General features: G+C 35.3%; 24 protein-coding genes and 8 pseudogenes. 28 read left to right on the forward strand and 4 right to left on the reverse strand.

From position 1 onward, the window contains the following. Positions 1 to 41 precede the first annotated feature (41 nt). The 24 genes and pseudogenes from U860_RS0125845 to U860_RS34260 form a co-directional block, all read left to right on the forward strand. Entirely contained in the window at positions 42 to 491 is a 450-nt protein-coding gene (locus U860_RS0125845; protein ID WP_025150793.1) for a glycohydrolase toxin TNT-related protein, read from the forward strand. A gap of 192 nt (positions 492 to 683) precedes the next feature. After that, positions 684 to 929 carry a hypothetical protein gene (locus U860_RS0125850; protein ID WP_025150794.1) on the forward strand — a complete coding sequence of 82 codons (246 nt, stop codon included), beginning with the start codon at positions 684 to 686 and terminating at the stop codon, positions 927 to 929. A 230-nt stretch (positions 930 to 1,159) separates the two neighbouring features. Further along, complete coding sequence (locus U860_RS34240) at positions 1,160 to 1,513, forward strand: DNA/RNA non-specific endonuclease (protein WP_240184497.1); 354 nt, start codon at positions 1,160 to 1,162, stop codon at positions 1,511 to 1,513. 21 nt (positions 1,514 to 1,534) lie between these two features. Next, complete coding sequence (locus U860_RS0125860; RefSeq protein ID WP_025150795.1) at positions 1,535 to 1,990, forward strand: immunity protein YezG family protein; 456 nt, start codon at positions 1,535 to 1,537, stop codon at positions 1,988 to 1,990. Positions 1,991 to 2,622: 632 nt separating this feature from the next. Further along, positions 2,623 to 2,790 (forward strand): HNH endonuclease, encoded by a 168-nt coding sequence (locus tag U860_RS35400; protein ID WP_115610357.1) that lies wholly within the window; start codon positions 2,623 to 2,625, stop codon positions 2,788 to 2,790. 49 nt (positions 2,791 to 2,839) lie between these two features. Beyond that, the gene (locus tag U860_RS32025) at positions 2,840 to 3,316 is read left to right on the forward strand and encodes an SMI1/KNR4 family protein (protein WP_240184495.1); all 477 of its coding nucleotides are present in this window, start codon (positions 2,840 to 2,842) and stop codon (positions 3,314 to 3,316) included. 53 nt (positions 3,317 to 3,369) lie between these two features. Next, positions 3,370 to 3,450: pseudogene (locus U860_RS34245) on the forward strand (RNA chaperone Hfq); the annotation flags it as partial. 583 nt (positions 3,451 to 4,033) lie between these two features. After that, complete coding sequence (locus tag U860_RS0125875; protein ID WP_025150796.1) at positions 4,034 to 4,516, forward strand: DUF2975 domain-containing protein; 483 nt, start codon at positions 4,034 to 4,036, stop codon at positions 4,514 to 4,516. Positions 4,517 to 4,527: 11 nt separating this feature from the next. Continuing rightward, a pseudogene (locus U860_RS34250) lies at positions 4,528 to 4,658 on the forward strand (helix-turn-helix domain-containing protein). 47 nt (positions 4,659 to 4,705) lie between these two features. Next, a complete protein-coding gene (locus U860_RS0125880; protein WP_025150797.1) occupies positions 4,706 to 5,953 on the forward strand; it encodes a DUF4153 domain-containing protein in 1,248 nt (415 codons plus the stop codon). A 610-nt stretch (positions 5,954 to 6,563) separates the two neighbouring features. Further along, positions 6,564 to 6,756, forward strand: a pseudogene (locus tag U860_RS0125885) (hypothetical protein). Next, positions 6,725 to 9,664 (forward strand): formate dehydrogenase subunit alpha, encoded by a 2,940-nt coding sequence (gene fdhF, locus U860_RS0125890; protein ID WP_025150798.1) that lies wholly within the window; start codon positions 6,725 to 6,727, stop codon positions 9,662 to 9,664. Before U860_RS0125885 ends, fdhF begins: the two are co-directional and overlap by 32 nt. A 15-nt stretch (positions 9,665 to 9,679) precedes the next feature. Next, positions 9,680 to 10,162, forward strand: a complete 483-nt coding sequence (locus tag U860_RS0125895; RefSeq protein WP_025150799.1) for a DUF1641 domain-containing protein — start codon at positions 9,680 to 9,682, stop codon at positions 10,160 to 10,162. Positions 10,163 to 10,337: 175 nt separating this feature from the next. After that, complete coding sequence (locus tag U860_RS0125900; protein ID WP_000041502.1) at positions 10,338 to 10,682, forward strand: DUF2294 domain-containing protein; 345 nt, start codon at positions 10,338 to 10,340, stop codon at positions 10,680 to 10,682. A gap of 16 nt (positions 10,683 to 10,698) precedes the next feature. Further along, positions 10,699 to 11,496 carry a formate dehydrogenase accessory sulfurtransferase FdhD gene (gene fdhD, locus U860_RS0125905; RefSeq protein ID WP_025150800.1) on the forward strand — a complete coding sequence of 266 codons (798 nt, stop codon included), beginning with the start codon at positions 10,699 to 10,701 and terminating at the stop codon, positions 11,494 to 11,496. Positions 11,497 to 11,516: 20 nt separating this feature from the next. Continuing rightward, a complete protein-coding gene (gene moaA, locus U860_RS0125910) occupies positions 11,517 to 12,533 on the forward strand; it encodes a GTP 3',8-cyclase MoaA (RefSeq protein ID WP_025150801.1) in 1,017 nt (338 codons plus the stop codon). A gap of 207 nt (positions 12,534 to 12,740) precedes the next feature. Next, on the forward strand, positions 12,741 to 13,535 hold the full coding sequence (locus U860_RS0125915) for a formate/nitrite transporter family protein (protein WP_025150802.1): 795 nt from the start codon (positions 12,741 to 12,743) through the stop codon (positions 13,533 to 13,535). 43 nt (positions 13,536 to 13,578) lie between these two features. After that, the gene (locus U860_RS0125920; protein ID WP_025150803.1) at positions 13,579 to 14,595 is read left to right on the forward strand and encodes a molybdopterin-synthase adenylyltransferase MoeB; all 1,017 of its coding nucleotides are present in this window, start codon (positions 13,579 to 13,581) and stop codon (positions 14,593 to 14,595) included. Positions 14,596 to 14,614: 19 nt separating this feature from the next. Then, positions 14,615 to 15,928, forward strand: coding sequence for a gephyrin-like molybdotransferase Glp (gene glp / locus U860_RS0125925; protein ID WP_025150804.1), 1,314 nt, complete (start codon positions 14,615 to 14,617; stop codon positions 15,926 to 15,928). After that, on the forward strand, positions 15,909 to 16,373 hold the full coding sequence (locus tag U860_RS0125930; RefSeq protein WP_025150805.1) for a molybdenum cofactor biosynthesis protein MoaE: 465 nt from the start codon (positions 15,909 to 15,911) through the stop codon (positions 16,371 to 16,373). The genes glp and U860_RS0125930 overlap by 20 nt, the downstream gene beginning before the upstream one ends. Before the next feature lie 4 nt (positions 16,374 to 16,377). After that, positions 16,378 to 16,614 (forward strand): molybdopterin converting factor subunit 1, encoded by a 237-nt coding sequence (moaD, locus tag U860_RS0125935; RefSeq protein WP_025150806.1) that lies wholly within the window; start codon positions 16,378 to 16,380, stop codon positions 16,612 to 16,614. A 48-nt stretch (positions 16,615 to 16,662) separates the two neighbouring features. Next, entirely contained in the window at positions 16,663 to 17,151 is a 489-nt protein-coding gene (gene moaC / locus U860_RS0125940) for a cyclic pyranopterin monophosphate synthase MoaC (RefSeq protein ID WP_025150807.1), read from the forward strand. 20 nt (positions 17,152 to 17,171) lie between these two features. Further along, complete coding sequence (locus tag U860_RS0125945; protein ID WP_025150808.1) at positions 17,172 to 18,248, forward strand: P-loop NTPase; 1,077 nt, start codon at positions 17,172 to 17,174, stop codon at positions 18,246 to 18,248. Continuing rightward, positions 18,206 to 18,603, forward strand: a pseudogene (locus U860_RS34260) (phospholipase D-like domain-containing protein); the annotation flags it as partial. The gene U860_RS0125945 and the pseudogene U860_RS34260, both read left to right, overlap by 43 nt. A gap of 413 nt (positions 18,604 to 19,016) precedes the next feature. Here U860_RS34260 and U860_RS0125955 read toward each other — a convergent pair. Further along, positions 19,017 to 19,220 carry a DUF1657 domain-containing protein gene (locus U860_RS0125955; protein WP_025150810.1) on the reverse strand — a complete coding sequence of 68 codons (204 nt, stop codon included), beginning with the start codon at positions 19,218 to 19,220 and terminating at the stop codon, positions 19,017 to 19,019. Positions 19,221 to 19,521: 301 nt separating this feature from the next. Here U860_RS0125955 and U860_RS0125960 point away from each other — a divergent pair, with 301 nt between their 5' ends. Then, complete coding sequence (locus U860_RS0125960; protein WP_081806917.1) at positions 19,522 to 19,785, forward strand: DUF3937 family protein; 264 nt, start codon at positions 19,522 to 19,524, stop codon at positions 19,783 to 19,785. Positions 19,786 to 19,919: 134 nt separating this feature from the next. On the opposite strand, the gene U860_RS0125965 is transcribed toward U860_RS0125960, so the two are convergent. Then, the gene (locus U860_RS0125965) at positions 19,920 to 20,099 is read right to left on the reverse strand and encodes a hypothetical protein (RefSeq protein ID WP_025150812.1); all 180 of its coding nucleotides are present in this window, start codon (positions 20,097 to 20,099) and stop codon (positions 19,920 to 19,922) included. Between the two features lie 263 nt (positions 20,100 to 20,362). Then, positions 20,363 to 20,920: pseudogene (locus U860_RS0125970) on the reverse strand (IS6 family transposase); the annotation flags it as partial. Between the two features lie 368 nt (positions 20,921 to 21,288). Between U860_RS0125970 and U860_RS0125975 the strand changes: the two are divergent. Continuing rightward, on the forward strand, positions 21,289 to 22,041 hold the full coding sequence (locus U860_RS0125975) for a DUF4362 domain-containing protein (RefSeq protein ID WP_025150813.1): 753 nt from the start codon (positions 21,289 to 21,291) through the stop codon (positions 22,039 to 22,041). A gap of 240 nt (positions 22,042 to 22,281) precedes the next feature. Here the strand turns inward: U860_RS0125975 and U860_RS34265 are convergent. Next, a pseudogene (locus U860_RS34265) lies at positions 22,282 to 22,552 on the reverse strand (DDE-type integrase/transposase/recombinase); the annotation flags it as partial. A 107-nt stretch (positions 22,553 to 22,659) separates the two neighbouring features. Between U860_RS34265 and U860_RS37065 the strand changes: the two are divergent. Both U860_RS37065 and U860_RS0125985 read left to right on the forward strand, forming a co-directional pair. Further along, positions 22,660 to 22,843: pseudogene (locus tag U860_RS37065) on the forward strand (hypothetical protein). 49 nt (positions 22,844 to 22,892) lie between these two features. Continuing rightward, positions 22,893 to 23,087: pseudogene (locus U860_RS0125985) on the forward strand (alveolysin); the annotation flags it as partial.

Genomic DNA, 23,087 nt, shown 5'->3' on the forward strand with positions numbered 1-23,087 from the left:
CCTAGCATTCACCATAAAGCGATAAAATCAATTTATGATGAATGCTAGGTATTTTTTGTTCCGAATTAAAACAATTAACTTGTACGACAGATGAATTACATGCTTACTTAAATAATATTGACAGTAAGTTAGCAGAAGAAGTGGAGAAAACAGGGAAATGGCCAAAAGAAGTACAAATTCCAAAGAATTCTGATGTCTTAAGGGCTGATGGACACATTGATTGGGGGCAAGTACCAAACGGCGGCTATGTTGTAAATAAGGATGGGAAAGTTATGAAGGATGAGTATACACTAAAAATAGGTGAAGTTATTGACCGATATGAGCCGTCAAATGGTACGTATACATCACCTGTGGTAAATGGAAAACCTTATAGTTACGGCGAGAGCGCTTTTCCGTATTTGGAAGATGTGAGCAAATACCATCAATATGAGGTTGTAAGTGATTTCTCGAATATAAAAACCTATATTGATAATTGTAGTGACCTACACTAAAAGCACAGGTAGATGCTGCTATTCAAAAGTACTATTGTGGTGATTATAGCAAATTAAAAGCACAAATTGGAGAGGTAGCTCCAGGTTTTGGGACAATAAAAGGGGAAGCAAAAATACAACTTCCTTTAACAGTCGCACAATTAGAAGGATTGAAATTATTGAAACAAATAAAATAAGGAGGATAATTTTAATATGACAAGAGATGAGGCAAAACGAATCCTATCAGAAGAAGGATTAAAATATTATAACTGGTTTCATGAAAAGGATGTGGATCCGGATGAGGTTCTAATTTGTAAAGAGTATAATAAGTGGGTTGTTTGTGTAACTGATGAGAGAGCGAGTATTGTAGAAACCTCAATTGCTCATTATGGTAATGAAGAAGAGGCATTAGATGATTTTATTAAACGAGTAAGATTGGAAAAGATATTAAAGCCATGAAGATAAAAGGTTGAATTAATTATTTTTAAAATATAGTTAAAAAGCAATAACCCGAAATTAATTTCAGGCTACTGCTTTTTAAGTTAGTCTTCAAAATCATCAAGGTTATAAGTTTTTTCTCAATACCCCTTCCATCGTTAACAAGCGGAAGAAAAAATAGATTAAAGCCTGATATTAGGTATAAAACAGGAGAGTTTGACCATTTTTATGAAACCGATAGTCTTGGAAGAATTGAAAAATTTGAAACAGATAAGCTACAGTTAACTGAAAGAGAGAAGAGATTATCACATAGTAAAAATACAACCGGTAAAGTAAAAGGACAAGACCATGTAGGGCATTTAGCAGGTGATAGATTTGGAGGCCCGCCTAAAATTGACAATTTAATTTCGCAATTATCTGATGTTAATTTGAAGAAATATAAGAAGATTGAAGAAGAATGGGCTGCAGCTTTGAAAAAAACACCTCCGAAAGAAGTAAAGGTTGATGTTGTAATAATTTATGATGGAAATAATGTGCGCCCTGATAAATTTATAGTTAATTATTTTATTGAAGGTGAGCCTGCATCTAAAGTTATTAAAAATTAATTTAAGGAGCGAAAAAGTAATATGAAAGAATTTGAAGATAGATTTAGTGAATTGCAAGCAGATATGATATCTATATGCATGGAATATATTGAGGATAGAGCGGATAAATTATATGTTTATGCTTCTTGTGAAGGAAATATTATTTCGAGTAAGTTCTTTTATTTAATTAACAATAAGTACGTAAAATGTCATAAAGTGAATGATGTATTGAAGGATGGAGACGAAAGATACGATGTGTCTCCAAACAGAATGCTCATGGTATTGAACATAATAAATGAAGATATTGAAAAAGTAGAAGCATTATGTAAAGAATATGAGAGAGAGATGCCGACCGAGATGAAATTAATCTATAATGTTCAAAGTGGCAACTTTAGAGCTGAATACAATTGTGATTTGGTATATACGAATAATGATGTTAAAACGGCGAATCATATTGCTGATGAGTGGTTTGAAGAAGTGAAAAATAATAACCTTTAAAAGGTTTACAGTAATAGTTATATCTAAGTTGAATGGACAGCTCATGGTGGTTGTACCATCATGGGGTACTATGTGCAATGATAGAATAGAAAACGAAGTACAAGCTTAGGCGAGATGACATTTTATTGTGCGGCGGTTACAAAGACATGTAATGTATAGTAAACTAACGAATGCACACAAGTTCGTGTATTTTAAAGGTATTACTTGTCACCACAATATGCGAAAGGTGTCACACTGTTTTTGCGACGTGATAAAACGTACAAGCTTAAAGCTAACCGTGAAAATCTAGAAAATGCATGAACTTAAAGCACTTGATTGTCTACGATAGACGACGAGTGCTTTTTTGTTTAAGCATGAAAAGTGAAAAGAGCGTTATAATTTTATAAGTACACTAAGGGTACGGGTAATCCTAGAACAAGGTTACCGAGAAGTGATGGTCACTGGAAAGGTGAGCCAGGTAATGGGAAATGGTAGTCTGATGAAACTGAAGTTAAAAGTAAAACGAATGGTGAAGGTGTAGAATTTATTGATGGTAGACCTAACTTCACACCTTGGAGTAAAGATTCTATAAAATTTAAAGAAGGTATGTTAGATGGCTCTAATAATGATTTCAATTTAGTGTATGAAAAATTATGCAATTAAAGGGGTTTAAATCAAAGAATCAAGGAAAGGCCTGGTTAAAAGAAAGAGGGTTAACACCTCACCATAAAAGTTCTACTGAAATTGGGTTAATTCCAACAGAGTTACATGCTAATATACCACATATAGGTTCAGCATCAGATTTAAGAGGAGGAAAATAAAATTAACAAAATAATAAAGCAAGTATTAAATGAAATAATTGATTCGAAAATGGTAGTCTCAAAAAAAGAAGATGCATATAAGCCAATCGAAACAATTGAACGAATATATGGTGTAGATTTACCATTAGACTACAAAGAGTTTTTGCTTGAATATGGAGGGTGTTTTATTAAAGATAATAGAATGTATCAGGCAATTGAAGTTACCCCTGTAACCCCCGAGGATGGTTTTGACTCGATAGGTGGCTTTTATGGTATTACTAATGATGCCTATGAAATTGAATCAATCATTCAAACTTATAAGGATATTTTAGGAAGTATTGTAATGCCTATTGCAGATGCGGACGGGGGAGATTTAATATGTATAGGCTTAAAAGATAAATACAGGGGTAAAATTTATTATTGGTATCATGAAGGTGAAACAATAGACGAAGATGGAAAAGAATATTATTATCTTATAGCAAACTCTTTTGAAGAATTTATTTTAAAATTTTCAATTCATGAAAGAAAAAAATGTAAATTTAGATGACATCGAACTCTTTTTAGACGAAGATCTATTAAAAGATTAAATAGTATCCCATAGATAAATTTATCATTCTAATGATGGTTCATGGTAAGCAACAGCTAGTCTATAAACAAGTCATTTCTACAATTGCTACGTAATACATACTGTATGTAAATATTTCCCGATATTATATTATTACCATATAAACTATAATATAAGTAATTCTTTTTATTATTTATTTTTTGTTATTTCCTGTTGCAGAATCCTTATTATAAGGATTCCTTTTTTTGTATCAAGAATCTACAAAAAAGAGATACGATCGGAGAGTATGATCTTATCTTTGGCGTACCACCACACTGCCATCTGTGGCTTTAAAACAAAGTTTGATAATATGTAAAAAAGTTTGATCAAAATCCTGTGTTGATGTGCAGGATTTTTTCTTATTCAGCAATCGGACCATTTTGCGGAATAACACTTAATAAGAGAATTCAATATTTCTGTTAAAGCATATAGAGCATATTGTGAAGAAACGTACTTAAGCTAACTGGCAGGTTAGCTGTACAAGTTATAAATTTAATGGCTTAAAGTTATAGAGCATTTCTTTGAATGAGGAATGCTTTTTATTTTTGCTTAAAACAAAAACATACAATAAAAATGTTATTCAAATTAATAAAAATTTATTGTAAAACGATAAAATATATATTAAAATCAAAATCAGAATAAATAAGTGAGGGGCTTTTTATGGAAAAAGTAACAACGTTGTTTTTAATAATAGCTGTTATTCTTTTAGGAGTCCCAGTTCTTGCTCTGTGCATCTTTTTGGTACCTGAGATGGCGAATCTTGCAGCAAAATTGCTTCCAGAGTTTTCTTTTATAAAATATCTCGTTTTCATCGCTTTTGATGCATCGGCGATACCTTTTTACTTTGCTTTGTATCAGGCTTTCAAACTCTTACGCTATATTGACAAAAATAAATCTTTCTCCGATTTATCTGTAAAAGCTTTAAAGAAAATCAAATACTGTGCCATCACAATCAGTATTTTGCATGTGCTAGTGTGGTCTCTCTTCTATATCTTTCCGGAAGTAGACGACGCACCAGGAGTTATCTTTGTCGGATTGGTTGTTCCTTTTGCTTCGATGGTTATCGCAGTCTTTGCGGCTGTTCTTCAAAAACTTTTACAAGAAGCAATTAATATCAAATCAGAAAATGATTTAACGGTCTGAGGTGAATAACAATGGCGAACCTTTCTATATTGAAAAATGGAAAGGCAAAAGTGATTCGATTATCCACTTTAGAGGCAATTTGTAAGGCTTTAGAATGTCAGCCTGAGATATTTTAGAATACAAAAGTGACGAAGATAGTTAAAAAAATCAATAAAACTTAATGCAACAATTATCAGGAGAGGTATAACTATGGACATCAACAATTTGATTATTGAAAATATTACTAACCCTCATGAGTTGGAGAGAATGTATAGAAAAGACCCGAAAACTTTTAAAAAGTCATTCTCACACGCATGGGAACAAAATCCTGATTCTCAGGTTCTTGCCGTTTGGAATGAAAGATTGCATTTCAAGGAGACGGCAAACACAGAAAAATCTTCCTTGCTTCAAAAAGGTTTCTTATTCATGGCCATTTTAGCCATTCTGGCCGGGATAAGCACCAGGATCATTTTCCATTTTGTCGAACAGGAAGCAATTGCTCCAATTAACCTGGTTTTTGGTATAATTCCATTTATTGCTACCTATTTTGTTTACAATAATACTCCGAAAAAAAGTGTTATTTATTCCCTTGCAGCGTTGTTCCTAATTTCCGGGTTTTATCTTAATATGCTGCCATTAAATTATAAAGACAGTATTATCCTTGCTTATTTACACCTTCCCATATTCTTATGGGTATTGGTAGGGCTTGCATTTACAGGAAATGAATATTCAAAAGGCAGTACAAGATTGGCCTATATTAAATTTAATTTGGAATATTGTATTCTCTACGCAAGCATGGCAGTTAGCGGAATAGTACTAGCAGCATTAACCATGCAGTTATTTAGCTTTATTGGCTTGGATATAGAAGACTTCTATTTTAGTAATGTCATTTTATTTGGTGCTGCCGCTCTCGCTATTGTGGCTGCATACCTGGTATCAATGAATCTTAAACTTGCTAAGAATATTACACCGTATATAGCTAAAATTTTTAGTCCTCTTGTCCTGGTCACATTGTTGGTCTATCTTATAACGGTTATATGGGTCGGAAAAAATCCATTCTTAGACCGCAATTTCCTGATAGCCTTCAACGGAATACTCCTTGTTGTATTGGCTGTTACCATATTTTCCATTACCGAGAGCGACTCAGACGAGAAAAAGAACATTTCAGATTATATAAATTTTGCCTTAATTGTTCTTGCGCTTATCATTGACAGTGTGGCTTTGTCAGCCATCGTGTTCAGACTTTCTTCTTATGGGATTACGCCTAATAGAATTGCTGTTTTAGGAGTAAACATACTTATTTGGGCAAATCTAATCGGGATTATGCTCTCCTATATGCGTTTTCTACAAAACAAATCCGGACCTTCAACTATCCAAGATGCCGTTACTAAGTATTTGCCGGTCTACGGAATTTGGGCAGCTTTCGTTACATTTACTTTTCCTATAATTTTTAATTAGAAAGGCTCTGTTAATGTAACGAAAAGCTAATCTTCTATAACGTATAAAATCCTTAGAGCCGATATTATGCAGCTTTTTATACAGAGTTGCATAATATCGGCTTATTTTCATTACTAAAGTTAAAAAAGCAGTATCCAAATCTATAGGAGGTGTTCTTGCTCAAACGGCTAAGTACGAGATTATTGAAGAACTACGTTCTCGGTACAAAGTAACCTGGCTTGTCTTCATTGCGCAGTTAAATCGCTCTAGCTACTATAAGTGGCGTTCAACATGTAGTCAAAGGCAATTACGCCTTTCAAAGGATAATACATTGCATGAACAGATTCAAGCAATTGAAACATACATCTATCATTATAACTACAAACGATTCCAAAAACGACTCAATCATCGAGCTCCGATCGAATATCGAATTTCGATGGCTGCATAGTCTTTTTTACAGTTGTCTACTTGACGGGGATAAGTCCAGGATACAGAAATCATCTTCTTGATGTTGCCTAACTTTTTTACAAAGGGTACAGATTATTATGTGCTTTGTCCTTTTTAATGATAATTATATTGTGTATTTTTCGATTTAACGCTATAATTACAGTGTTAAAGATGGAATCGTGATATGACCTGTTATGAATCTATCATTTTATTTATGAATAAATGGATTGGTATTTTAGCAAGATGTGCTAATAAACTACTCCACCATGATGATAACGTGCCAAAAATGTGGTGCGTATATTTTCGTGGTGGAGTTTTTTTTATTCTCAAAAAGGGGGAGTAACCATGAACGACAGCATGGTTCATATTACAATTGACGGCAAAGAATATAGTGCTGGGCCTGGTTCAACTATACTAGGCATTATTAATGAGAACGAAATTGAACATCCACAAATTTGTTACGTGCCGGAAGTGGATCCTATTCAAACGTGTGATACTTGTATTGTAGAAGTGAATGGAAAGCTAGTGCGATCGTGTTCTACAGTAGTGACGGATGGTATGAATATCGAGTTGTCCTCTATTAGTGCGAAGGCAGCACAACATGAGGGGATGGACCGCTTATTGGAAAATCATTTACTTTACTGTACGGTATGTGACAACAATAACGGGAATTGTAAATTGCATAATACGGCAGAATTAATGGAAATTGAGCATCAAAAATATCCTTACGAACCAAAAGTTGATACAGGCGAAGTTGATATGTCCCATCCATTTTACCGCTATGACCCGAATCAATGTATCGCGTGCGGTCAATGTGTAGAGGTGTGTCAAAACTTACAAGTAAATGAAACGTTATCTATTGATTGGGAGGCAGAGCGCCCGCGTGTTATTTGGGACGAAGGAGTAGATATTAACGATTCTTCATGTGTAAGCTGCGGTCAATGTGTAACAATTTGTCCTTGTAATGCATTAATGGAGAAATCGATGCTCGGTGAAGCTGGATTTATGACAGGGTTAAAACCGGATATTATGGGGCCTATGGTTGATCTTATTAAAGAGGTTGAACCTGGATATAGCGGTATTTTCGCTGTGTCAGAAGTAGAAGCGGCGATGCGCGACACTCGTACGAAGAAGACGAAAACAGTATGTACGTTTTGTGGTGTAGGTTGTTCATTTGAAGTATGGACGAAAGGGCGTAAAATTTTAAAGGTGCAACCATCTTCTGAGGCACCAGTTAATGCAATTTCTACTTGTGTAAAAGGAAAATTCGGTTGGGATTTCGTTAATTCTGAAAAACGACTTACGAAACCTTTAATTCGTAAAAATGGAGTGTTCGTTGAATCAACTTGGGAAGAAGCGCTTAATGTAGTGGCGAATAAATTGGGCTCTATTAAAGAAGAGTACGGTAAAGGTTCTATCGGCTTTATTTCATCTTCTAAAATTACAAATGAAGATAATTATGTTATTCAAAAATTAGCGCGTCAAGTGTTCGAAACGAATAACGTTGATAATTGTTCACGTTATTGTCAATCACCAGCGACAGATGGATTGTTCCGTACAATTGGTATGGGCGGAGATGCAGGGACGATTAAAGATATCGCACAATCGGGTCTTGTTATTATCGTCGGTTGTAATCCAACAGAAGGTCACCCAGTATTAGCAACTCGTGTGAAACGTGCGCATAAACTTCACGGTCAAAAACTAATTGTTGCAGATCTTCGTAAAACTGAAATGGCAGAGCGTTCAGATATTTTTATTAGTCCAAAGCAAGGAACAGACCAAGTATGGTTAATGGCTATTACGAAATATATGATTGATCAAGGTTGGCACGATCAGCAGTTCATTGACGAGAATGTAAACTTCTTTGATGATTTCAAAGATAGTCTCGCGGAATATACGCTTGAATATGCAGAAGAGATTACAGGCATTTCAAGAGAAACGCTCGTTAAAATGGCAGAAATGATTCGTGATGCAGATGGTACGTGTATTCTTTGGGGAATGGGTGTAACGCAAAATACTGGTGGTTCAGATACTTCCGCTGCGATTTCAAACTTACTTCTTGCAACAGGAAACTATCGCCGTCCAGGTGCTGGTGCATATCCGCTTCGAGGTCATAATAACGTACAAGGTGCTTGTGATATGGGAACACTTCCAGGCTGGCTTCCAGGATATCAGCACGTTACTGACGATGTAGAACGTGCGAAATTTGAAATAGCTTACGGAGTAACAATTGATAACAAACCAGGTCTTAATAACATTGAAATGCTTCAGGCAATTGATGAAGGGAAAATGAAAGCTATGTATCTTGTTGGAGAGGACATGGCTCTTGTAGACTCTAACGCAAATCACGTACATGAAGTGTTATCAAGTCTTGAATTCTTTGTCGTTCAAGATGTGTTCCTTTCTAAAACAGCTCAATACGCTGATGTAGTATTACCAGCAGCGCCATCTCTTGAGAAAGAAGGTACTTTTACAAATACAGAGCGTCGTATACAAAGATTATATCAAGTGCTTCCGGCGCTAGAAGATGCGAAACCAGACTGGTGGATCGTGCAGGCAATTGCTAATAAGTTAGGCGTAAACTGGAACTATAGTCATCCAAGTGAAATCTTTGCTGAAATGGCGAGTTTATCACCACTATTTGCACACGCAAACTATGAAGTGCTTGAAGGGTGGAACAGTTTCCACTGGGGAAGTTTTAATGGTACGAATACGCCGCTTCTATTCAAAGATGGATTTAACTTCCCGGACAAAAAGGCTCGTTTTGCGATAGCTGATTGGGTACGCCCTGCTGAATTCCCAGCAGAATACGATCTTCACATTAATAACGGTCGTATGCTTGAACATTTCCATGAAGGGAACATGACAAATAAATCAACTGGTATTCAATCGAAAGTACCAGGTGTTTTCGTCGAAGTTTCTCCAGAACTTGCACTAGAACGTGGAGTGAAAACTGGTTCGTTAGTACGCCTTGTTTCTCCATTTGGAGTACTTAAATTACGTGCACTTGTAACGGATCGTGTAAAAGCGAATGAACTTTATTTACCGATGAACTCGACGGATAAAGATTCGGCAATTAATTTCTTAACAGGTCCTGCCGTTGACTTACGTACAAACACGCCTGCATATAAACAAACGAAAGTACGTATGGAAGTGTTACAAGTAGAAGGTGAAAATCCGATGCCAAAAACGAACCCACGTAATAAAAAGCGTCATCCTCAAAACGGTATTGAGGTAAATCGTAAGTGGGCTCGTCCAGGATACGTACACTTAACGGATAACTAGGGAGGAGAAAAGAATATGGCAGCACCTATTCAAGCGATCCAGAAGCAGGAGCTAACTGAGGAAGAGCTCAAACAACAAAAACTCGAAGATTTAAAAGAACTGCTAGCAAATAATGAAGATGCTTTAAATCAAATGTTTAATATAGTAGGTGAGCTAAATGAAATTGGGATGCTGGAAGCTGCAAATTCTATGCTGAAAGCGAAAGAACCAATCGCAAAAATTGTTCTAGGCCAAGTCACTCGTGAACCAGTTACAAATTTAATTAATAATATGATGGGCGCTGCAGGGGCATTAACAGAACTTGATCCGGAACTTACGAAAAAGCTTGTAGGTAGTGTATTAACAGGTATGGATGAAGGAAATCAGCATTTGCAACGCAATAAAAAAGTAGGAATATTAGACCTTATGAAAGTACTGAAGGATCCAGATATTAATCGTGCTATCGGATTTGGTCTTCATTTCTTAAAAGGTATGGGTAAAGGGTTAAAAGAAGAATAGATAAGCAACAATAATAGTATTTCATAGGTTGTTTGCGTACTTGAGATAATTGTAAAAGATGATCCATTTCGTCTCATTATTAAATAGTTTAGACGAAATGGTCATTTTGTTAAAATAATTGTGAGGGAATAATATTTGAGAAGATAGTAAGGAATAACTGGGAAGGAATGAGAGTATGTCAAAAATGGTACATGAATTTAATGATATGATCCGAAAGCTTCGAAAAGAGTTGTTCGGGAAAGGGCCGGAACGAATTCATACTGTATTTACCGAAAACATGGCGATTGCTACACTTTATGGGAATTTGACACCTACAGAGAAATTCATTTCGGGAACTATGGATGGGGCGGAAATGGTTCATATGGCTCGAACGAAAATGATTCAAGAAGTGTATGCGGCTAATCCTCATGAACATTTAGAAGAACTTGTTGGTGCGAAGTTAGTTCATCTGTTTTCTGATATGAAAGTAGATGAAGATATTGCAGTTTCAGTTTTTGTCTTTGATAAAAATATAACGTGAGAGAAGGATGCTCATCGTGAAATCGATTCAGGTGGAACGGGAAACTTTTAAATATGAGCAAGGGGAATTTAAACATATAGAGGACAGCATTGTAACAGAGTTTCCTGTTACGGTTAAAATTAACGGCCAGGAATTTGTTACAATGGTTAGTACTCCGGAGTATATTGAAGATATGGTAATTGGCTTTTTGGCCTCTGAGGGCATTATCCAAAAGTATGAAGATATTGATGAAATATGGGTGCAAGAAAAAGAAGGCTATGTACATGTAAAAACAACGAGAATTAATCCTTATTATCGTGACATGCAAAACAAACGTTATATTACTTCGTGCTGTGGAATGAGTAGGCAGGGGTTTGTTTTCGCAAACGATGCGCTGACCGCGAAAGAAATGAATGATATTCGCGTAAAAATCTCTGCCGAGGATTGTTTTCGGTTAATGAATGATATGCAGCAATCTGCGTCTACGTTTCAACATACAGGCGGCGTTCATAATGCAGCTTTATGTGATGTGAGTGGAATTGTTTTAAGCCGGATGGATATAGGAAGACATAACGCTTTAGATAAAATTTACGGCTATTGCTTAAAAAATAACATTTCGATTGGCGATAAAATTATTGTTTTTAGCGGACGTATCTCTTCTGAAATTCTATTAAAAGTTGCGAAAATTGGCTGTGAAGTAATATTGTCAAAATCAGCTCCGACTGAGTTAGCATTAGAGCTAGCGGAACAGTTAGGGATTACTACCATAGGCTTCATTCGTAATAAATCTTTAAATGTATATACGCATCCAGAGCGGATTATAAATATAAAATAAGTAGAAACGAGGCAATAATCATGAAATCTGTTACATTAGACAAATTAGATCGTCCTTTAAAGGATTTACGTATTTCTGTTACCGATCGCTGTAATTTTCGCTGTCGATATTGTATGCCAGAAGAAATATTTGGTCGTGATTATTCTTTTTTGTCTAATGATAAAATTTTATCTTTTGATGAAATTGAAAGGATTACACGTATTTTCGTTTCTTTAGGTGTAAGAAAGTTACGCATTACTGGGGGAGAGCCTTTACTTCGAAAAGACTTACCTGAACTCATACAGCGGTTAAACGAAATTGATGGAGTAGAGGATATTGGTTTAACGACAAATGGATCATTACTTAAAAAATTTGCTCCTGATTTATATAAGGTGGGTTTATCTCGTGTGACAGTTAGTTTAGATTCTTTAAATGAAGAGCGATTCTCTTATTTAAATGGGAATAGAAGTAAAGTGAAAACGGTTCTTGCAGGAATACAGGCTGCCGCGGAAGCCGGAATGAAAATTAAAATGAACATGGTTGTCCAAAAAGGGAAAAATGAACAAGACATCGTTCAGATGGCAGAGTACTTTAAAGAGAATAAGCATATCCTTCGGTTCATTGAATATATGGATGTCGGAAATTTTAACGGCTGGGAATTAGGCGAAGTAGTTTCTAAGCAAGAAATATTAGAGATGATTCATAAAGTTATGCCGCTTGAACGTATTGAAGCGAACTATCCTGGTGAAGTTGCGACACGTTATCGCTATATCGGTAGTAATGAAGAAATAGGAATTATTTCATCTGTAACGGATTCGTTCTGTTCATCCTGTACAAGAGCACGTATTTCCGCAGAAGGAAAATTATATACATGTTTGTTTGCTTCTAAAGGAAACGATCTTAAAGAATTACTTCGTTCTGGATATACAGATGAGGAGATTACTAATGTTATTCGTGACATTTGGAATAATCGTTCAGACCGTTATTCAGATGAACGATTAAGCGATACGAATAAAAAAACAATGCCGAAGATTGAAATGTCGCATATCGGTGGCTGAGAAACTACTATGAATGTAGAATCTCTTTTTGAAAGTAAATAGTGGGAAATGTACAAGTTTTGTACACTTTCTATGAGTATAGTAAAAATGATGATTGATATTTCTGTAAGAGATATGCAGAGAGATTAAGCAACATTCCAAAATCCTTACGATGTTAAGGGTTTTTGGTGTTGCTTTTTTTAGATGAGAAAAATGGAGGAATTGGTTATGGCATTTCATAAACCGGAACAAATTGCGGCGCTTGTGATTGAATCCGGTGTTCAAAAGATAGGGCAACCGCTATCAGCGATGCTTATTCTTGGTTTTTTAGGAGGAGCATTCATTTCGTTAGGATTTTTACTTAATATTCGTGTTTTAGGTAATGTACCGGAGCAATGGGGAAGTTTAGTCAATTTTATAGGTGGAGCAGTTTTTCCTATTGGACTTATGCTCGTTGTTTTAGCAGGAGGAGAATTAATTACGGGAAATATGATGTCAATGGCCATGGCACTGTATGCGCGGAAAATTTCATTGAAACATGTGTTAAACAATTGGGTTTGGATCACTTTAACTAACTTCGCAGGTGCACTTTTCGTAGCGTATTGTTTCGGTCATCTTGGCGGGTTAACTGAAGGAGCCTATTTAAGTAAAACGATAGCGATAGCTCAAGATAAGTTACATGAATCTTTCGGGAGAACGTTAATTTTAGCAATTGGTTGTAACTGGCTCGTTTGTCTTGCAATTTGGTTAGCTTACGGAACGAACGATTTAATTGGAAAGATTGTTGGAATTTGGATTCCGATTATGGCATTTGTCGTAATTGGATTTCAGCAAGTAGTAGCAAATATGTTTGTCATTTCAGCAGTGATTTTTGCGGGGCACCTTACGTGGATGGATCTTGCTAAAAACTTTGTTCCTGTCTTTATCGGAAATGTAATTGGAGGAGCTGGATTTGTTGGATTCGCTTATTTTTCTTGTTATCAGAAACAAAGTGCTACCGAAAAAGATGTATTGAAGAAATAACAGTATATGAAGCGGATTTTTTAAATGAAAGGAAGGCTATCTCATGATAGAGCGGTATTCACGACAACAGTTGTTCACTCCTATTGGAAGTAAGGGGCAAGAAATGATTAGAAATAAGCATGTATTAATAGTAGGGGCAGGTGCATTGGGAAGTGCAAGTGCGGAAAGCTTTGTACGTGCAGGGATCGGAAAATTAACGATTATTGATCGTGATTACGTAGAATGGAGTAATTTACAGCGGCAACAGCTTTACGCTGAACAAGATGCGATAGAAAAGTTGCCAAAAGCAATCGCAGCACAGAATCGTCTAAAAAAAATTAATTCAGACGTGCAAATTCAAGCTCTTGTAATGGATGCAAGAGTAGATAATATGGAAGCTTTATTGGACGGTGTCGATGTCATTATTGATGCCACAGATAATTTTGATATTCGATTTGTAATCAATGACCTATCACAAAAACGCAATATCCCTTGGATTTACGGTTCTTGTGTCGGAGGTTATGGCATGAGCTATACAATTATTCCGAAGAAAACACCGTGCTTACATTGTGTGTTGAAAAGTGTTCCTGTTACAGGGGCGACGTGTGACACAGTTGGAGTTATTAGTCCTGCCGTTCAAATCGTCGCAGCGTATCAAGTGGCGGAAGCTTTCAAAATTTTAGTAGAAGATTACGAAGCAGTTAGGAAAACATTTTTAATGTTTGATATATGGAGTAATCAACATCATTCTATCAAACGAGGAAAAATCAAAACGGAAGACTGTCCTTCGTGCGGAACAAATAGAACTTATCCTTATTTATCATACGAAAATCAAACGAAGATAGCTGTTTTATGCGGAAGAAATACAGTTCAAATTAGACCGGCGCATAATAGTCATTACAACTTTGACGAGTTAGAAAAAGTATTAAAGAACCACGGGAAAGTAGATCGGAATCTGTATTTGCTCTTTTGCCAATTAGAAGAGTATCGCATCGTCATTTTTCAAGATGGTCGTGTATTCATTCACGGAACGAATGAAATTCAAAAAGCGAAACAACTATACTATCGGTTATTAGGTTAATAGAAAGGAATTGGTAATGATGGAAAGAAGGGTGCCGATTACAGTTGAAGAGGCTGTTCGTAAAGTAATGGGATTTGCTAATTGTGGTGTAAAAGAACTAGTACCACTGAAATTAGCATACGGACGTACGTTAGCAGACGATTTAGTAGCGGATCACGATGTTCCTTCCTTCGATCGCTCGCCATATGATGGATTTGCTATTAGGGCAGAAGATACTTTACGAGCTAGTCGTGAGAATCCAATTGTATTTGAAGTAATTGGTGAAATTGGAGCAGGTTCCGTATTTCCTACAGAAGTAGGAGCATTTCAAGCAGTTCGAATTATGACAGGGGCACAAATTCCGAAAGGATGTAACACGGTCGTCATGCTAGAACTGACTCGTCATCGTCAATATGAGAATATCAGAAAAAGCTATATGGAAGTGAAACGCTCATTTAAAGAAGGGGACAATATATCTTTTCAAGGTGAAGATGCAAGTAAAGAAACCGTTCTCGCAAAAAGGGGTTGTTACATTAATCCAGGTATTTCTGCTCTTCTTGCTACATTCGGTTATAGCGAAGTGCCAGTAGCGAAAAAGCCTGTCATTGGACTATTAGCGACTGGGAGTGAACTTCTCGATGTAAATGAAGAACTACAACCTGGGAAAATTAGAAATAGTAATACGTATATGATATCGTCTCAAATTCGAAGAGCAGGTGGAAGAGTAAAATACTTTGGGAAGTTTAGCGACGATTTGAATACGTGCTACGAAGCAGTGAAAAAAGCGTTAAGTGAAGTTGATATGTTAATTACAACTGGTGGTGTCTCGATAGGAGATTACGATTATTTGCCAGCGATATACGAAAAATTAGGAGCAGCAGTTCTTTTTAATAAAGTTGCAATGCGGCCGGGAAGCGTCACGACTGTAGCTCAATTAAACGGAAAATTATTATTCGGATTATCAGGAAATCCTTCTGCTTGCTATGTAGGTTTTGAGTTATTCGTAAAACCTAGCATTCGTGCGTATATGTTTAGCGAAAAACCACATGTAAAACGAGAAAAAGCATTACTAGGAGAAGACTTTCTAAAACCGAATCCATTTACAAGGTTTATACGAGCGAAGCTCCAGTATAACGAAGGACAACTCATAGCTTATCCTTCAGGATTTGATAAATCTAGTTCCGTTTCTTCATTAGCGGAATCAAATGTTTTTATCGTATTACTAGGTGGTACGAGAGGATATAAGAAAGGGATGTTTGTTGATGTTCTCTTATTAGAAGATAACGAAGGTAGTGAATGGCCTTGGACATTCCGAAAAGTGGGGAGAGGTTTTGATGGGACAAGCACTATTTGAAATTGTAGATATTCCGATTGTAGTTGAAGAAGTAATGGATAAAATAGCAAGACGAGAAGCGGGAGCAATTACAACTTTTATTGGAACGGTTAGAGAATTAACGAAAGGAAAACGAACGTTACATCTTGAGTATGAAGCATATAAACCGATGGCAGTAAAAAAGCTTACTGAAATTGGAGAAGAAATTAAGAATCAGTGGCCGGATACAAAAGTAGCAATCACACACCGAATAGGACGCTTAGAAATAATGGATATCGCTGTTGTCATTTCAGTATCGTCACCACATCGTAAAGTAGCGTACGAAGCGAATGAATACGCAATGGAACGTATAAAGAGAATTGTCCCAATTTGGAAAAAAGAATTTTGGGAAGATGGAACGGAGTGGATAGGAGATCAGCTCGAAAATACTTCGTATCCAGAAGGAAAACCAAAGAAAGAAGAATGAGAAGATGATAACAATTTTACTGTTCGCAAATTTACGAGAAGAAGTCGGCTCAGAGAGACTAGTAATAATAGAAAAACGAGAGATGAATGTTCATCAATTGAAAAAATGGCTGAAAGATAACTATCAATTACAATCGCTGGATAAAGTTATGATAGCAATTAATGAAGAATTTGTAATGGACGAAGATATTGTAAAAGCCGGAGATACTGTCGCGTTTATCCCGCCCGTAAGTGGAGGTTAATTCTTTTTATTTGAATACCGCATCTTTTATACATTAAGGAGGATCATTATGAGCGAATTTTCGCACTGGAATGAAGAAGGAAGAGCCAAAATGGTTGATATCTCTCAAAAAGACATTTCAACACGTACAGCTGTTGCGCAAAGTACAATTTCTTTATCAAATGAACTATTTGAAGCAATTCAAAGTGGTGGATTGAAAAAAGGTGACCCGCTCCAGGTAGCACAAGTTGCTGGCATAATCGGTGCTAAAAAAACAGCGGATATAATCCCTATGTGTCATCCGATATTAATCCAAGGAACAGACTTTACGTTTCATTATGAAAAGAAAACCGATGGCTATGAGTTGATCATACGAGCTACAGTAAAATGCAGTGGGAAAACAGGTGTAGAAATGGAAGCATTAACGGCCGTATCAATCGCCGCCCTTACTTTTTACGATATGTGCAAAGCTGTTGATAAAACGATGGTTATGAAAGAAACATATTTAGTTCAAAAAACGGGTGGGAAAAGCGGAGACTTTTTTCATAAAGTGAAATGATTATAATGGAAGGAATGTGTATGATGATTACTCATGAACAAATTATGAACGCTTTAAGTCATGTAGAAGATCCAGAGTTACACAAAAGTATTGTGGAATTAAACATGGTAAGAAATATACAAATTGATGGTACAGAGGTTGGGCTAGAAGTAGTTTTAACGATACAAGGTTGTCCGTTGAAAGCAAAAATTCAACATGATATTGAAGAATCTCTTCGAAATATTGGGGCATCAAAAGTTTCTTTAACATTCGGTTCGATGACACCAGAAGAACGAGCGGCATTAACAGCATCTTTAAAGAAAGAGGCTAGAACAGAATCAGGTATGCCTAGTATGTTACGTCCTGATTCAGGGGTACGTTTTATTACTGTAACGAGCGGAAAAGGGGGAGTCGGAAAATCAACTGTGACGATTAACCTTGCTACTGCGTTAGCGCGCATGGGGAAAAAAGTTGGGATTTTAGATGCGGATATATACGGGTTCAGCATCCCTGCTATGATGGAAACGAATGAAAAGCCAACAATGATCGACCAAACCGCAATTCCAGTCGTGAGTCACGGAGTTAAAATTATGTCGATGGGATTCTTTACAGAAGGAAACAACCCAGTTATGTGGCGCGGACCGATGTTAAATAAATGGATTCAAAATTTCCTTGCGAATACGCACTGGGGAGAACTAGACTATCTTCTTCTAGATTTACCACCTGGAACAGGGGACGTTGCAATTGATGTCGCTGCGATGATTCCACAAGCGAAGGAAATAATCGTTACGACGCCTCATAACGTAGCTTCATTTGTCGCTTCTAGAGTAGGAGTAATGGCAAAACATACGAAACACGATATTTTAGGTATCGTTGAAAACATGGCATATTACGAAGAACAAGACGGATCAAGAAACTATCTCTTCGGCAAGGTTGGCGGCGAAATGTTAGCAGAACAACTGCAAACAGAAGTAATCGCCCAAATACCGTTTGCGAAGCGTGAAGAGAATAATGGGTCATGTGTATATGACGAAGATTCGCTTGTTGGGGAGATTTTTACTTCTTTAGCGGAAGACCTTATTTTATACCAAAAGACAGAACTATTTGGAACGCATTAGTAGATGCAAGAAAGAGGGGAGTTCGTGTCAAAATTCTGTTCTCACCTCATTCGGATGCACTGTTAGTTAAAGAAGCAGCGTATCCATATATCCGAAAAGCATTAAAACAGGGGATGGAAGTATATGGTTATAAAAAGGTTCGCGCTCATTTCATTTAAATGAAGAAATGAATTGTTATATCCATGACCCCGTCTATATTTCTAAAATAAAGCCAGTCATTAATGTTGACTTACAAAATTCAAAGCGAGTAACATCCTCTGATGTCAATCAATTATCTATAAAAGAAAAAATAAAAGAAAAAATAAAAGAAAAAATGAAAGAAAAGGTTGCAAAAATGTTTGAGTATTATTTGTAAAAGCAAAGGAGTTAGGTAGAAAGTAAACTGCCCGTAAAAGTCCGATTGATGAAGGTTTGAAAGTAAACTAATATTTCAAAGTTTACTTTGGAGTATTTAAAAAATAACATGAATTGTAATGAATTAGTGTATCTCAATGATTCTACATGGAATGTATCTAAGCTGAACACAAAAGAAACCCTCCTAATTAGTTTAGAGGGATTTCTTTTGTTTACATATCCATCAAGCTAGTATTTTGAAGTGTCCCTAAAACGACAATTTTATTATTTTACAGTTATTTATGAGAATTTAGCTCGATTTTTTCATTTTGAGGAACAACTAATTTCTTAACTTGATGGGCATACGGAAGAACCTCAGATATATAAATCTAACTATGATAAGATCTCTGCAAAAAATCTGAAGGTTACTGCGTTTTATTGATTATACTGAGGCTCATCTTGTTGAACCTCCTGAACACGTGGTTCTAAAGAATCAATAATTGTCTGCGCTTGCTGAGCTGCATTTTGATATAGTTGTTTTGCTTGCGGATTGTCAGTATCAAGAACAAATCCTTCTAAACATGCTTGAGCACTTTTTAATCCAGAAATAGTTTGTTTAAGCTTAGTAATTACTGTCATAATTAAATTCCTCCTTATAATTATAAATTCACTATTTAGATTAGCTATTTTCTACTAAAAACATGATTTCTAAATTTTGGTTATCTTTATGGGAGGGATAGTGCCACACAGCCACCAACTTAAGAATTTTATAAAGCTCCAAAACAAAAAAATGAAAAGCCCTATGCAGGGCTTTTTTATTTGCAGTAATTTCTTAACAATACAATATGCAAATATACATATTGTATTTATTTTGATTTTTATGTGTTAAAATTAAATATAAGGATGTAAAAATATAACAAACTAAAAGTAGGAACATCCAATGAATTTTGAGAGGTGTTACATGTTTAAAAATAATAAATTAATTCGAGTTTGTCTAATATTATTTGTATGTTTATCTGTAATTGATTTTACAATCGGTTATTTTCAAACATATCTTGAAACAGCAGCAGGTATTAAATGGGTAATACCAGAAAATTGGAAAGCTATTTTGTTGGATGTTCCTGAAGACATACTTGTTATTTTAGGTGCATTTGCTTTATATGATTTCACAAAAGAGACATCGCAAAAAGACGCATCAATCTAAATACGTTTTTTTTCAATTTTCTTCAATTAGCAATTTCATGGAGAGTCTTGGGATTTTTGCACCAGAACCTGGTATAATGTGGTTAGCGTTTTAAATGTGTTTTCTCCAAACCGTCCTAGAGATAGGGCGGTTTTTCATTTTGTTTTGATTCCTTTTCCCCAGCATTTATAGATAGGGATAATTGGCATTAATTCGATGATGTGAACCTTCCATTCTAGCGGTTCACCTTCAAAATGACTATCCACTTCATAATGTTCAAATCTACATAAGTACTTGTTTCCTTCTAAATCATTACAATTTGTTGGTTCGAGCATCGGAATATCCAGGAACTCATTTGCTAGGTGGGGACACCGTTAGATTCCTGAATATTCCGGCAAAAAAGCTTGTCTTTGTTCACGAATTCGTAACATCCTTATATAAAGTTGTTTAAAATTATATGTTAAACTTATTGCAGTTCAAGAAATTCTTATAAACTCAACAACTCGATGATCTTAGTACTGCCCTGCATCCCCTGCAGGGCTTCCCTCATTTAGCTAGAGTTATATACTTGTATGTTTCCTCAACCTTATCTGCGCTGTTATGTACCCCCTTTGCTCTTAAATGGTTCTGGTGCAAAGATTGCATCCATTCCGAATAGTTGATGAATAAACTTCATTTCATTTTGGACAGACTTGTCCCGTAAAATAAGTTGGCCTTTTTTAATGATATGCATCGCTTCTATTCCTGAAAGAATAAATTTAGCTGTACGAAAAGATTTCAATCCCAACATTGAACGAACTCTCTTTTTAATAAAACGATGATCTTGCTCTACAATGTTATTAAGGTATTTTATCTGCCTTATTTGGATGCCTACAGGTATCTTTTTCTCTGTCTTCAACTCTTCAATCGCTATAGGATAGGCCGGACTTTTGTCTACTGTAATCACACGGGGCTTTGAAACATGAAAAGATTGCAAAGCTTTCTTGAAAAAACGCTTTGCAGCCCTATGATCTCTTGTTTTGCTTAAATGAAAATCAATTGTATTTCCTTTTGAATCAACAGCTGTTCATTTTAAAAAATGTTTTAGACTAAATATCGTTGGTCTAATTAGATTTCTCAATTCTTATTTTTCTAATTTAATTAAATAAAGATGTAGACTGATTACTAAAGTTCATTTCTTAAAGAGAGTTTTTATTAAAATAAAGTATTAGACTGAATAATTGCTATGGAATTAATACAATAACTCCATTTTGAAAAAAGTTCGTTCAAAATGGAGTTTCTCTTTTTAATTAATTTTAAGAATTTTATAAAAAATAATCATGTTCTAACCGTATATTTCACAATTACTACCGATTATGAAATATACGGCATAAATTCAGTTCCTACTAGAGAAGGACTAAAATTCATCACATGATATAGAAATATGTATTCTAAATAACCTATTCGAAGCGCTAAATTTTTTAGGAAATATAGTGAATTATTGCTATAATTAAATTTCTAATATGTTTTAGGGGGGAACTCAATTTGAAGAAAACATTAATTGTTGGAGCATTATGTTTATCACTTGCTTCCTTATCTGCATGTGGCGATGGCAGTGAGAAATCATCAACTGTAGCGAACAAAAATGAGATTATTATACATATACCCAAAGAAAAATCTAGAAACCTAGAACGATTTGAAATATTTTCTCAAAATGTAAAAGATAAGAAAAATGATGAAATACAAATTAAAAATTATTTAACTGACGAGGAAGCAAAAGTGCCAACTTTACAAACTGTAACTTATAAAGACGAAAAATTCACTTTTACTTACAAGTACAAATCTAACTATAGAAAAGATATATGTAATAAACTAGTTACTCCACAAGAAACGCATGGTCTAGTATATATGCTAAGAGATTGCGCACAGTCAGAAGATGGTATTATCCTTCATTATACAGCGAAGGATGGTGAAGGAGTAAACTCCATAGAAAATAAATCTGTTGAATTTATTGAAGTTGAGGGAGATAAGACCTACATATTCGTAAAGCAATTTGATGTTGGAGCATTCGTAAGCGCTATCGAAACTACAAACTTTGATACACCTTCAAATGCATCTAGTACACAAAAGCCAAATTTCAAAGTAAATGTTCACTTTTTAAGTGGAACAATTCAAACATACTATTTGTGGATTGACAAAGAGAAATCACAAGGAATAATTATGGATTCAGAACAAACAAACCAAGGACATGAAATCGATAAAATATTTGTAGATAACATCATAAAAGCGTTAAATTAAAACAACATATTTTAATGCGCCTCGTTAAGATGCACTTTTTAGATGATTACATGAACGCCATTACTACGTTAAAAATTGACCGCCATCACAGGCGGTTTTCTTATACTCTGCAATCCTTCGAACTCCACCAGTCGTCCAACACATTCTTCTTCAAGTACAGAAAGCATATTTTCAGTCTACAACTATTTTTTAATAGTCTAATACTTTTTTCTATAGTCTAAAACATTTTTTTAATCAAACAACAGCATGATATAGGTACATCCATTGACCTTTGACTTTCACATACGTCTCATCGGCTCGCTAAGAATCAGTGGCTGATTTAAGATGACGTCGTACGCGCTTATCTAATTACCCATCGCATGATTGTTGTATGAGCAAGGGATAGCCCACGTTCTTCCATCATTTCGACTAAATCACGAAAACTGAGGTTGTACCGTAGGTACCATCTCACGGTTAATAAAATAATATCCGGTTGATAATGTTTCCAGTTGAATAGATTTTGCTTTTCCATACCAATCACATCCTTTTTTAGAGTACTAGTATCAGTATGTCCAAGATTAGGAGATTATTTGCAAGAGTCTTGGGATTTTTGCACCAGAACCCTTGCTACATTCTTATATGCAATATTGCATATAAAATATATTGCTATAAATATAAGTAATTACTATAATGAAAGTATTAAAATTTACCACATCTTAATACGAAAAGAGGAGGGAATAATATGGAAATCGCAATGGCAGTTTTGAAATTTGTAGGTGGAGTAATTCCATTCGTTCAAGAACTTTTAAAAGTATTTATGTAAGTTTATTATTTGGCAATCATTTAAAATATCATATCGAAAAAGGAATGGGTTGATTTTTTTGAAAATTAAGAAAAATAACAAAGGAATAAAATTACTAGCATGTTTATCAATTGGCTTATGCACTTTTAATTATTCTTCTATTTCTTTCGCTGAAACACATACAAGTAATTCAGCTGATGCAACAAAAAAAGCTATTAACATTGACACTGGTATAGCAAATCTAAAGTATAATAATCAAGAGGTT

Source organism: Bacillus sp. H1a, from assembly GCF_000633475.1.
Taxonomy (GTDB): domain Bacteria; phylum Bacillota; class Bacilli; order Bacillales; family Bacillaceae_G; genus Bacillus_A; species Bacillus_A paramycoides.